This is a genomic window from Paenibacillus borealis, assembly GCF_000758665.1.
Lineage (GTDB): Bacteria > Bacillota > Bacilli > Paenibacillales > Paenibacillaceae > Paenibacillus_AQ > Paenibacillus_AQ borealis.
On sequence record NZ_CP009285.1, the window covers coordinates 3,765,576 to 3,778,035 of the forward strand.

Here is a 12,460-nt window from a genome sequence, read left to right on the forward strand (position 1 = left end):
GGTACATGTACATTCAGTAAAAGCAACTGAATAAACATACAATAATCCGAAAGGATATACAAACCAATTTCTGTTAAATGTGTTGCCGGATTCGTGTCAGCCGGAGATGCCGATGGCAATAGCCGGGGACAGGGCAGGGTCCAGCAGCCTCATCAGCTTGAGCAGATGCTGCTCCGACATGGCGATGCAGCCGGCTGTCGGCTTACCCTGCCCCCTCCAGATATGCAGAAAGATGGCACTGCCTTTCCCGGGCACGGGCGGATCATCATTATAGCGCAGAACGATGGCGTATTTATAAAGCGGCTGCTGGAGCCGTTCATAGGACTTCCAGCGCTGATTCGGGTTCCCGGCATAGGACACCCATTGATTGTACTGTAGGGAGAGCGGATCATTGATCCAGAAGTCCTGTTTGGTTGTTCTTGTATAGGAGATCAGGAGTCCACCGGGATTAGCAGTAGTTCCGAAGCCTGAGCCAAGCTTATAGATGCCGGAGGGCGTCCGGCCGTCACCTTCTCTCGTCTTGCCGATGCCGTTGCTGCCCAGGGTAACGGGAATGCCGGAGAAGACGGTTGTCCACTGCCCGTCTATTTTCTGGTGCAGCGACAGCTGTCCGGTGCAGGAATTCACAGATTTCGCTTCGACAACAACCATCTGCTGGCTATGTATAACATCTGCCTTATAGGGCCAGGAAGCAGAGAAGCCGGCTGCAGAGGATTTGGGTGTCCAGATTGTGCAAGTTAAGAACAGGAATAAGAGCGACCATAACCAGATGGCGGGTTGTACGGAAGTCCGCGGTTTCAAGTTTTGACAGCGCATAGTTCAGCCCCCTTTGTTTCTTATTACCTCTGAAGAACTAAGGGGAATCTCTGAACTGTTTGTTGGGAGTTTCATATTCAATAAACTAGAATGTTGTAAATATTGCAACTCGGCTTTCTCGATACCGGGCGTTTAGGCAGATTGTTGTATGAAATACAAGAATTATCCCGTGAAGCCGCTTGGAGGAGGTGAAATGCTGCATTTCGTACAACAATTGTGGATTATGGCCGAGAATTTGAGGGAAATGTTGTATTTTGGGCAGGATTTCAAAAAAGTGATCAGAGCTGCCCCCCAACCACCAGGTTGAACTCGCGAAATCCTTGCGCCAGCAGCGTAAAATGTCAAATATTCAATAGGGTGAAGGCCGCCTGATAGTTTATGAATACGCGCATACCAAAACAGAGCATCCGGCGTTAATCCCGATATGCTCTGTTTACTGCTGCCTATGCACAGTATGGCTATAATCCGAGCACGTTGCCTTTTTCGAGCCGCTGGATCTGCTGTTCACCGTTATCCGCCAGCTCCCGGAACTGGTTGATCGTCTCCCGCATCTTGGGGAGGGCTTCCTGCTTGTAGGTGCTGATTGAATCGAGCGCAGACAGGACATCCGTGAAAGCCTGCTTCAAGGTGTCGGCGGAAATGCTGGTTTCGAGCGATTGTTTGTGGATGGCCGCGCCCTGATCCTTCAGCATTTTGGAGGTGCCGCTGATCAGATTGTCGGTGGTCTGGTTCAGCAGCTCAATCTTCTTCAGCACGATCTTCTGGTTGTATAAGGCGCTTGCGACCGTAACCGAGATTTTGAGCGCCGATACCGTCACATTCCTCGCCCTGTCTACACCGCGGATCAGCTCTTTATTGTTGCGGATGACGACTTCGATGGCCATGATGCCCTGCTGATTCACCACTAGCATCTGCTGCAGATCCATTACCCGCTGACGGAGGGGGAAGAGGACTTCTTCCGTGATGAACCGGATTTTATCCCCGTCTTCACTGCGCTGCTTAGCCGCTTCAATCTGCGTCTCGATCTCCTGATCCATCAGGATGCCTAGTTGGATCTCCTTTTTCAGCCTTTTGGTCAGCTCACGCAGAGTCTGCTGCTCAATCTGTAAGGTGGTATTATCATTCTTCAGCACGCTTTTGCCTTTATCCAGGGATAGAATGATATCGGAGATGACCGCATCTGCTTTCTGATATTTGGCGAAATAATTACGCAGGGGGTGGAAGAACCTGCCCAGGAAGCCGCTTTTGGCGAAATCCACCGCACTGGGGTCCAGATCCTTCAGCTGCAGGTGCAGCTCGGTTAGTCCTCTGGCGACCTGGCCGCCTTCATCTCCGGTCTTGGACAGATTGCCTACGGATACCTGCAGGAGTGAATTCTTCTCCGAAGACGAGCGCATGGTGCCCATCCCGAAGCTGTCAATCGACTGCAGCACAGCTTTGCGTTTCTCCAGGGACTCAAAGTCAAGCTCAAGAATACTGGACACATTGCTGAGCGCCTGTTCCTTCAGCTGCGTAACTTCCTCCGGCTCCGGCTGAACCTGCTCTTCGATCACTGATTTCAGCTTCTCAGGGCTGGGAATTTCCATTGAGAATGACATGGGAACCCTCCTTCGGGAATATGGGGCTTACATTTGTACATTGAGCAGATTGCCGATTTTGTAGACCACGTCTTCTGTGTCTGCGTTGATATTAGCAGCCTCGTTGATGCTTGAAATGCTCTCCAGCGCCTTGATGTTGGCGTTATATCCAATTGTATATACGGGGATTTTGTAGCTCTCAATCAATCCTCTGATCTCATCCAATGAATGTCCTTCGTTCGTCTCCCCGTCGCTAAGCACGAAGATCAGCGGTTTCATCTCCGGATGCAGCGCGAGCTCATCCTTCAGCATCTTCATGGCCACGACCATTCCGTCAAAAGTAGCCGTCCCCCCGGCAGCCTGCAGGCTATTGATCGCCCCAACGAACATGGACTGCTGATTGGTGTCGTATTTGCCGATCGGCAGATTAATCGTCACATCACTGGAGTAGGAGACAAACCCGATGCTGTTGTCCTTGCCCAGAAACTTCTGGCCCTTCAGCAGCGATTCCTTGAGCCGGTTCAGCGGTTCGCCGGCCATGCTGCCCGATACATCAGCTACGAATACTGCGGCAATCGGTTTACTGCCGTCTTTTTTCTCCTTCCACAGCTTCTGGGCTGAGGAGAGGAGGGAGCCGTCCACCGGAGTCAGCTCAGACTTGTAATCATTCAGACCGTTAAAGCCTCTGTCCGAGGCTGCTGTCTGGTATTTGTCCTGCACGGCAAATTCGGCGAACTTGCGGATGATCTCCAGCTTCTCTTTTGGCAAATCACCCAGTGCGTAGAGCGGGCTGTCATGCCTTACCCCAAAGGGTGTAAACACATAACCGCTTGTCAGATCCGCCGCATTGACATAGGTCTGATACTCCAGGACAAAGGCATCCAGCATGCCCGACTTCGCCGCATCCCGCATCTGCAGGGTGGTGGAAGCAATGAAAGGCACATTAGCCTGGAACTTCTCAAAGCCTTGAACCGCTTTATCTCCAAGCAGATCCGTACTCTCGAAGGTTCCAAGCGCAGTCACCAGGAAATTCAGCCCCGTTGAACTGGCAAAAGGATCGGTGTAGCCCATCGCCAGCTCATTGGCGGCAATGGCATCAGTGATCGTCTTCACATTGATTGAGCCGTATTTGCCGACCAGCTGATCATACTTCTGCCTGCTCATGACCACCCCGGCCACATTGCCGGCCAGCCGTTCAGATACAAGTTCCGCAGAGATGCCGCTAGCCTTGACCATTTCGCCCCATAGCTCATTGGACGGAGTATAGCCGTCAGGCACATATTTGCCGGACCGGATATAATCGGCGGCTGTACCTGAAGCGATATTACGGATTTTGACCGATACGGGCTTGCCGTCCACCAGGATGCTGGAAGAGTTGAAATCAGCTGCCACTTCATTCAGCCAGCCGTCATTGCCGCTGCCGGATTTCTCGGTCGAGGAGAAGATTTCAGCGTAACTGTCCGTCGTGCTGTCCACAGATAGCGGGAACTTGGAGATATCCGGCAGAGAGTCGCCGACAGAAGACGGGTCGAGGTCGATTTGCCCTTTTACCGGAGCTGAACTATTGACATGAATATCCTTGTAGATCTTATTCAACCGTTTGTCCGCGTCTTCCGCAGAAATCTCTGTTTTGGATTTGCCCAAATTCGCGGTCAGGCTGATTCCGAAATAGACCAGCGCAAAGACGGACACGGCGATGAGGCCAAGTACGATGAATGTTTTGCCTTTCCCGGCCATAATCATCTTCCTTTCGTTACTGATAGAGTTTCGTCTGCCCGATCAGGGCGGTCAGCTCCTGCATGCAGGGCATCTCCAGAGCGGTGTCATAATCCGTACTTCCGAGCCGGGATATCTCCAGCAGCAGCTGGTCCAGCTTCAGCAGGATCTCCTCGTTGGCTGCCAGACCGCCTTTTATATGGGAGAAATATTCGTTAAACAAGGCGTTTTTCTTCTGGATGAAAGTACCCGGGAATCTGCCGGAGTTGATTGTACCCGTGAATTGGGAGAACTCGGCGGCATCGAATACGCTTAGCTTGCTCAGAATACTGCGGATATTCAGATACAGGAGCTTCTCCACTTCTTGAATCACTGTGTGGAACTTCCGGAAACTGAGCTCCTCCCGCTCGAAACGCCCGGCGAGCACATTCAGCAGTGTCAGCTTCTTTTTATCCATCCGCATCATTTGATCTATGGCCAGGCCCACATCCTCTTTCAGAACCCTCACACCCAGGTAGCGGTTAAGCTCAGCTATATAGTCATCCCGTGTTTCGAGAGGAGGGACTGTGTGGACTTGCGCCCGTTTGAAGAGCAGGGTATAACTCCCGTAGAGCACAATCAGCAGGCTGACAACCAGCAAGGTTATCCCTGTTGCGGTTTCAAGAGTACTGGACCCTCCGATGGCTACTCCAAGCAATCCTGGCGATAAAATGGAAATATTCAGAATGACCACTCCGGCAATTACGCCCAGCAGCTTCACAGGTCCGGAATTATTCAGGATTAACACCCCCTCCAAGAGTATATTTAGCTACTGCTCTGTTTGATTCGTTATTTAAGAGAAATACTGTGCAAAGACTGTAAATAATGGCGGAAAAGAGGGCAGCGCATAGAAAAAGGAAGAGCCCGCATCTGCTGCGGACTCTTCCTATAAGCTCCACCCGGCAAAGAGTGGAATCTGTTGCGGGTCTATGCTAACCTTTTACAGCTGCGCGGCAGCGGTGGCCTCAATCTCAATCATGAACTCGTCGCGGATCAGCTTGCGCACCTCTACGGCAGAGCTTGCCGGCGGATTCGCTGTATTGACATACTGATCGCGGACTTCACGGACGATGTGCATTTGCGAAATATCAGTCATGAAAAAGGTCAGTTTCACCACATCATCAAACCCGGCATCGGCAGCTTCCAGGGCGGTCCGTATATTCTCAAACACCTGCCTGGTCTGCATAGTGCTGTACTAATAATTGGAAGTATACTAGTCTATATAGGTTGGTAGATATCTGGTGAATTATTACAAAATCCTGCACATAATACAACATTTCCATCCTCTTATCGGCTCAAATCCAAAATTGTTGTATAAACTTCCATGACGCCTCGGCGTCACCCCCTAGAATGAAAATAGGTACTCCCTATGTTTCTATACCTAAAACCTGGAAAAACTAAAGATAACAAATCTGTGGACGAGCATTTATTGGGGCCAAAAACCCTGTTGTATAAACTGTCCTATTGCGACTCTCAGGCACCGCCTATTGCACATCAAAGTGCGTGTATAAAATTCTAAACGAATGAGCGCATGATTTGTGAATTGACAGGAAAGTAGGATAGATTCATGGATGCTATACGTGAATGCTGTGCGGGTCTCGATGTTCATAACAAAACGGTTGTCGCTTGTATTCTAAACGGACCGCTGGACCACACTCCCCAAAAGCAAATCTCGACGTTCGGAACGACAACGCGTGAATTATTGCGGCTTCAGGACTGGCTTATCGCGAATCGGTGTCAGGAGGTAGCGATGGAGAGTACAGGGGTATTATGGAAACCGGTCTGGAATGTACTCGAATCGACGTGCGACATCGTCTTGGCGAATGCTCGGACGATTAAAAACATTCCTGGACGAAAAACCGATATGAACGATGCCTTTTGGATTGCGAAACTCCACCGGTGCGGATTGGTTCAAGCCAGTGTGGTCCTGCCCGAGCAGTTGCGGGATCTGCGGGACTGGACCCGGTACCGGGTGAAAATGGTCCAAGCGATCACTGCCGAAAAGAATCGGATTCATAAACTGCTGCAAGATGGAAATATCAAATTGTCTAGTTTCATCACGGATGTCTTTGGCGTATCGGGCCGTTTGTTGCTGGAGCAGTTAATGAATGGCGAGGTGCTGGACGAAGAGCAGCTTCGCGGGCTCGTGAAGACAAAACTAAAGAAAAAGGTCCCTGAACTCATGGACGCGTTGAATGGACGTGTGCGTCGTCATCATCGGGAGATGATGCGGCTTCACTGGGATCATCTGTTGTATCTGGAGAAGCAAATCGAGCAAGTGGAAGCCCGGATTGAATGCAAGCTAGCCCCATATGCCGAAGAACTGGAGTGGCTCGATTCGATCCCTGGGATTGAACGCAATACGGCTGCGGCTATTTTTGCTGAACTCGGTCCGGAGGTTCATAAGCGTTTCGAAACGGAGGAACAATTGACGTCTTGGGCAGGCGTCAGCCCGGGAAACAAGGAAAGTGCAGGAAGGAAATCTAAAACGAAATGTCTGCCGGGAAACAAGTTTTTGAAACGCGCGTTAACCCAGGCGGCATGGGCCAATGAGAAATCCTCCAATCGTATCGGTCAGCACTTTAGGCGGGTTCGAAAGCGGCGTGGAGACAAAAAAGCGTGTGTAGCCACGGCACATTTACTGGTAAAGATTATTTACAGTTTAATGAAAAACAGATCTGGATACGAAGAAAAAGACGTGCCGGAGAGCACGTCCAAGGAAAAGGCGTTAGCTTATTACTTGAAACAAATCGAAAAGTTAGGCTTAACGGTTCAAGTGACGTCCCCCGAAACGAGCTGATTTTTAAAAATCGCTCAATAATTGGGGTAGGGGGACTTTTTGCGCCTTTAAGAGTAAGTTTATCCCGAAAGAGTTACTTTTAAAACACGTACTAAGCTAATGCCTACTAAAGCCTACGTTTATTTTCGTATAAAAAGGCATGAATTTTCCTTTCTCGAGCGGTTTAGCAGGATTATTCTTGTATTTTATACAACAATCTTGTCAAACACCCGGTTTCCAATGAATCAAAGTTGCAAAACGTACAACATTTATGTATTCAGTGCTTCCTAAGAAGTCTCCATTCTGCTGGTAACGAATTAAGTGCGGGGCTGTCTAAAGTGCTTTTTATATAGTACATAGAATATTTTTGGAAAAATATTAAGAGGGGGAACTGACTTTGCTTTTACGTAAAACAGTTATTCGGCTCATAGTATGTATACTGGTGGGGTCCGTATTCCTGCCCGCCGGCAGGGAAGCAGCAGCTGCGCCGGTGTTAAGAGTGGTAAGTGCATCGGGCGGTTCTGCGCATGGAATTGCGGCCTGGAGCGACGGGACTGTGACCGGCTGGGGATACAACAAACAAGGCCAGGTTGGCGACGGGACCAGCATTAATCAGTACATTCCCAGAAAAGTGGAGGGTATAAGCGGCATCGTGCAGGTGGCGGCAGGCGGGAATGCATCCTTCGCGCTCAGCAAGGCTGGAGAGGTATGGGGCTGGGGCCAAGCCTACAGCAGCTTCATTCCGGATGACCCCGTTCTGCCGGATCAAAGACGGGGAGGTCCGGTTAAGCTGGAAGGTCTTCAGGACGTGTCTTTCCTGACTACGGACGGGTCCAAGGGGATTGCTGTGAAAAAAGACGGGACCGCAATGCTGTGGTATCCGTCCTATGATCAGGCTAACAGCATGCTGGTGCAGATCCGGTATTTAGCGCTTGAAGCTGTTTCAGGAATTAAATCCGCCGTGATTAATGGTAACGATGTATTATTTCTTACCGGGGATGGCAGTGTGAAGCAGATGAGCCTCTATAACAGTGTCCTGAACCGGATGCGCCTTGAGAGTGATCCGGTGAGTGTAGGTACGCTGGCTTCATCCTCTATAACAAGTATGGCAGCATCGCAAGGTGAGGTGTTCCTGCTACGAAGCGACGGCCAGATCCTGCGCTGGAACAAAGAGCTTCAAGCGCCGTCACCCGTTGCCGGTCTTAACGGCGTCTATCAGCTGCAGGCGGGATTCCACCGGTTGTATGTACTGAAGAAGAATGGGACAGTCTGGCAATGGAATTACAACTCAGGAGCACTGGCTAAACCGTTTCAGATTAAAGACGGAGCCGGCATCACCAATATATGGGGAAGCAGCGGAAACTTCGGATTTGCCCAGCGCAAAGAGGGTGCTTTTCTCGGTTGGGGAGATGGCTTTGACTCGGGACTTGCGACTGGCAGCGGTACGACAACCAGGGATGAAGAGGGTTATGTCCTTGCGCCGGTCCAGCATCCGCTAACTTTCTCCGTGAACGGGAAGCCGTTCTCTTTCTATGGGACCGCAGCAGTGATTGACGGCAAACTGTATGTTCCGTTAACAAGTGTATTCAAGGCGCTTGGTGTACAGGTCAGCAGGGGGATATCCAATCCGGATCCGAAGCTCGGCAATTATCATTTCACTGTCTGGAACTTTGTTTACGGGAAATCGACGATTCAAGTTAAGGTCAGTGATCCGCTCGAATTGTATATCAATGGCAAGAAATCGGGCCGTGAGTTTACAATGGGCAGCTTGCCCGATAGCACAATGTTCCCGCTGGAGGATATCTGCGGGATTCTCGGTATCGGCCTGCAATGGAATAAAGTCACAGGTGAAGTGGAGATGGGGACTGCAGCTGCCCAATAAAATGAGTGCTGCGGGCACTTTGAATCGGTTCAGTCCAAATTCGCAGATTTGCTCTGGAGCCATGAGCCGATTCCTTCAGGCGAGCTCGTGAAGCTGTGCGAGACCGGACTGAACTGGAAGAAATCTGAATAAAGATGATTTCTACGCCGAACAGAGCAAGCAGTTTGTGGAGGAGACTTTTGAAGGCTCCTTGCCCTGGTTCCTCGCGGCGTTCACCAGAAGCCGGAAGCTTAGTGACAGTGAAGTTGATGCCCTTGTGAAGCTAATCAAGGAGCATAAGGAGGAATAGCGGTGGATCAGCTGTTGGAACACCTGATTAACATGAGCATCACGGGCAGTTATTGTGTGGTAATTATAATGTTGATGCGGCTGCTGCTCCGCAAGGTTCCCAAGATTTATTCCTAAGCACTGTGGTCAATAGTCTTGTTCCGGCTGGTCTGCCCGTTCTCCTTCGAGAGTGCCATTAGTCTTATTCCGGCGGAGGCGCAACAGGTTTCAGTGAAATTGACGGCTTCACAAGCTGCTGCAGTGGCAATCCTGCCGGATTCCCGGTCCGCTCAAGTCATACAGGTACCGGAGGGGAGCCAAGGTGCTGCAAGCCTGCAGCCAGTGAATGCTGTATCACAGTCAGTGACTGCTATAGCTCAACCTGCAGACAGCCCTGCTCCCGGTGATCCATGGGCCCAGACTGCGCTGTATATTTGGCTTACCGGGATTGGCATTATGCTTGTCCACCGCCTGACTGCCACAATCCGCCTGAGGCGCAGGCTGGAGAACGCACAGCTCTTATCCTGGAACATCTATGAAACCAGGCGGATCTCAACCCCGTTTGTCTCGGGTATGCTGAGACCGCGGATTTATCTTCCCCCCGGTCTGCAGGATCAGGAGCGGGCTTATATTATCAAGCATGAGCAGGTGCATATCCGCAGATTTGATCATATCATCAAGCCGCTGGCCTATGTTGTACTCTGTATCCACTGGTTCAATCCGTTAGTCTGGCTGGCCTTCTTTCTAATGAGCGAGGATATGGAAAAGTCCTGTTATGAGAGTGTAATCCGTCAGCTGGGCAACGGAATTAAGCAGGACTATTCCCTCTCTTTGTTAGCTCTGTCGACCGGGAGACGTTTTACCTACGGTTCCCCGCTAGCTTTTGGAGAGCACGGAACCAAAGGGCGGATCCGCAATATTTTACATTACCGGAAACCTGCATTCTGGGTAGTCCTACTCTGTATTGCCGGAATTGCCGCGATCAGCGCGGGACTGCTTGGCAACCCCAGACAGCAGGCAGAAACCACTGAAAGGGATTACGCAGAACAATACATTGAGGCGAATATTGTCTCCTATCAAAGAGCGGTGCCGGATCTAACCTTTGAGGAAAGTACCATCACTACATTTGAGAAAATCGGTCAATTCGATCACCTGCTGGATAAGCCTGTGCAGCTTTGGGCATTGGAATACAGGCTGAAGCCGGATGACGCAGACAAATTAACGCTGCTGGGAAACATAACCACTGACGACGGTATGCTTACCGAAGACGGGAGCATGGGCAAGCCGGTGCTTGTATTCTCCTATCAGGATTCTGTGCCTGAATATCTGGGAGAGATCAGGAGCGGTGAGAACGACATGTCCCGGCCAGCCGGTCAGGAAATAGCTCTCCGTAAGTTCTTTGAAGGGAAAGGCCAGCTTCCGCATGAGACGTTCAGCGGCAATCATATTCTGGTCAAATTTGTTTTGACCACTGGTGAGACCAGCCAGCTGTTATTATCTCAGCCGGTGAAGCAGGAAGAGCAGGGCATTTGGGCGGTTGAACGCTGGAACGATACGCACGGTAATGAATATTACAATACGCCTCAGACTGGAGAGACATTGTCAGCCTTTTATGCCGGCCTGCAGGCAGGAGCTGATGCGGGGACGGATACGACAGGACTTGATCCGCTTCAGGTGGCGGTTCAATATATCAGAACTGAATTGAACCAGCCGGTGTCCAGAGACAGTATTGTCGTAGATTATGGGGCAACTGCCGCAGATTTTGCAATTACACCTGTGAGCAGCTTCCTCGGTTATGTTACAGGTCTTACCATGGACAGCGGCACATTGAATCTCGATCAGGTAGAGTGGCTTACCCTTGAAGACTCTGGCCGGTTTGCCGCCCTGGGTATCACGGAGGAGGATCTGCCGGGAGGATTCTATATCCTCAACAAATATAAGATTAACGATCCCTACACAGTTACGGAGGAGACGGAGTATAAGCTGATAGACCGTGAGAATCCGGGCTCGCTCCAAAGCGTCAGCAAAGCGGAGTTTATCGCGTATTATGAGCAGTTTACCGACTTTGCTCCTCCATGTATGATTACCGTCAGCAACGATGAAGTTAAGTCGGTCACCGAGGTTTATGTTCCGTAACTCCACAAATTTTAAGAATTTAGGGTTGACGCCAGCTCACTTGACGTGTAACATATGAACAGTCGTCAACCCGATAATTACATATTGTTCTCGTATAACCTCGCAGCCATCAGGTACATCAGGGCGAGGGTTTCTACAGGAAGCCTACTCTTCCTAACTACGATGATAAGGACTTTGTTACACTGGTCCCTATCCCGGAGTTAGGATTATTTGCGTGTTGCGGCCGATACAGAAAATACAGAAAAGCAGAAGATTCAGGAGGCATAATTGATATGAAAGATATGAAATACTTAATCTCCGTGCTCATAGGCGCTATGAGCTACGGCATTTTATCCACAATCGTTGTATTAGCATACGGAGAAGGCTATAAGCTGGGCGAAGTCGTTGGTACGCAGCTGCTGACCGGCTGTATTCTTGCCTGGCTGCTGGCCTTATATACCAAGGTTAGGGAAAGCCGCAAACAGCGCAGCCGTACTAATACTGCGGCAGCTGTCAAACAGGCGCCAGCATTGAAGCTCGCCTGGAAGCACAGACTGCTGCTAATGCTCGCCGGCGCACCAACAGTGGTTACCGGCTTGCTCTACTACCAGTCCCTCCGGTATATTCCGGCTTCGCTCGCCATTATTCTTCTGTTCCAGTTCACCTGGATCAGCGTGCTGATCCAGGCCGTAAGCAAACGCCAGCGTCCGGATAAGATCACCGTGTTGACCTTGATCCTGCTGTTCGGGGGAACGCTGCTGGCGGCCGGAATTCTGAATCAGGGAGCTGCCGATTTTAACGCACTCGGGCTTATGCTTGGGCTGTTATCCGCAGTAAGCTATTCCATGTTCATTATCTTCAGCGGCAAAGCCGTTCCGGCAGCGCATCCGGCCTACCGTAGTGCCTGGATGGTTACCGGCGGCCTGCTGCTGCTGTTCATCCTGTTCCCGCCATACTTCCTGTTTAACGGTTTGCTGTGGAGCCAGCTGCTGTTGTTCGGCTTCCTGCTTGGATTGTTCGGCGCCTTTATCCCGCCAGTCCTGTTCGCAATCGGGGTTCCGCATATCGGCGGAGGCATGGCTGGTATTCTTGGCGCCGCTGAACTGCCGGTTGCTGTACTGCTGTCCTCGTTCGTCCTGCATGAGCATGTTAGCGGCCTGCAGTGGACCGGAGTGGTTCTGGTGCTGGTCGGAGTCGTACTGCCGGAGCTGTATAAGCTGCGGTGGAGAAATTCCCGGACGGTCACTTCATCATCCGTTTAAGTTCTTA

At 50.7% G+C, this 12,460-nt stretch carries 10 protein-coding genes, 1 pseudogene and 1 riboswitch; of the genes and pseudogenes, 6 read left to right on the forward strand and 5 right to left on the reverse strand.

The annotated features are described in order from the left end of the window. Positions 1 to 96 precede the first annotated feature (96 nt). The gene (locus PBOR_RS15785) at positions 97 to 651 is read right to left on the reverse strand and encodes a L,D-transpeptidase family protein (RefSeq protein WP_081972382.1); all 555 of its coding nucleotides are present in this window, start codon (positions 649 to 651) and stop codon (positions 97 to 99) included. Between the two features lie 313 nt (positions 652 to 964). On the opposite strand from PBOR_RS15785, the gene PBOR_RS36980 reads away from it, so the two are divergent. Beyond that, positions 965 to 1,123, forward strand: a complete 159-nt coding sequence (locus PBOR_RS36980; protein WP_157764048.1) for a hypothetical protein — start codon at positions 965 to 967, stop codon at positions 1,121 to 1,123. Between the two features lie 151 nt (positions 1,124 to 1,274). Here PBOR_RS36980 and PBOR_RS15790 read toward each other — a convergent pair whose 3' ends face one another. From PBOR_RS15790 to PBOR_RS15805, 4 genes and pseudogenes are all read right to left on the reverse strand, one after another. Beyond that, on the reverse strand, positions 1,275 to 2,414 hold the full coding sequence (locus PBOR_RS15790) for a toxic anion resistance protein (protein WP_042213180.1): 1,140 nt from the start codon (positions 2,412 to 2,414) through the stop codon (positions 1,275 to 1,277). Positions 2,415 to 2,441: 27 nt separating this feature from the next. Beyond that, positions 2,442 to 4,130 carry a vWA domain-containing protein gene (locus PBOR_RS15795; RefSeq protein ID WP_042213181.1) on the reverse strand — a complete coding sequence of 563 codons (1,689 nt, stop codon included), beginning with the start codon at positions 4,128 to 4,130 and terminating at the stop codon, positions 2,442 to 2,444. Positions 4,131 to 4,146: 16 nt separating this feature from the next. Then, complete coding sequence (locus tag PBOR_RS15800; protein ID WP_245648201.1) at positions 4,147 to 4,896, reverse strand: hypothetical protein; 750 nt, start codon at positions 4,894 to 4,896, stop codon at positions 4,147 to 4,149. Between the two features lie 192 nt (positions 4,897 to 5,088). After that, positions 5,089 to 5,331 (reverse strand): annotated as a pseudogene (locus tag PBOR_RS15805) (RidA family protein); the annotation flags it as partial. Between the two features lie 384 nt (positions 5,332 to 5,715). Here PBOR_RS15805 and PBOR_RS15810 point away from each other — a divergent pair. From PBOR_RS15810 to PBOR_RS15830, 5 genes are all read left to right on the forward strand, one after another. Beyond that, positions 5,716 to 6,948: an IS110 family RNA-guided transposase gene (locus PBOR_RS15810; RefSeq protein ID WP_042211610.1), complete on the forward strand. Its 1,233-nt coding sequence runs from the start codon at positions 5,716 to 5,718 to the stop codon at positions 6,946 to 6,948. 376 nt (positions 6,949 to 7,324) lie between these two features. Then, the gene (locus PBOR_RS15815) at positions 7,325 to 8,809 is read left to right on the forward strand and encodes a stalk domain-containing protein (RefSeq protein ID WP_052429495.1); all 1,485 of its coding nucleotides are present in this window, start codon (positions 7,325 to 7,327) and stop codon (positions 8,807 to 8,809) included. Between the two features lie 124 nt (positions 8,810 to 8,933). After that, positions 8,934 to 9,098 (forward strand): BlaI/MecI/CopY family transcriptional regulator, encoded by a 165-nt coding sequence (locus PBOR_RS35010; protein WP_218918923.1) that lies wholly within the window; start codon positions 8,934 to 8,936, stop codon positions 9,096 to 9,098. A gap of 128 nt (positions 9,099 to 9,226) precedes the next feature. Then, positions 9,227 to 11,212, forward strand: a complete 1,986-nt coding sequence (locus PBOR_RS35485; protein ID WP_281192354.1) for a M56 family metallopeptidase — start codon at positions 9,227 to 9,229, stop codon at positions 11,210 to 11,212. 70 nt (positions 11,213 to 11,282) lie between these two features. Further along, a riboswitch (purine riboswitch) is annotated at positions 11,283 to 11,392 on the forward strand. Positions 11,393 to 11,493: 101 nt separating this feature from the next. Beyond that, entirely contained in the window at positions 11,494 to 12,453 is a 960-nt protein-coding gene (locus PBOR_RS15830; RefSeq protein ID WP_042219460.1) for an EamA family transporter, read from the forward strand. Positions 12,454 to 12,460 lie beyond the last annotated feature (7 nt).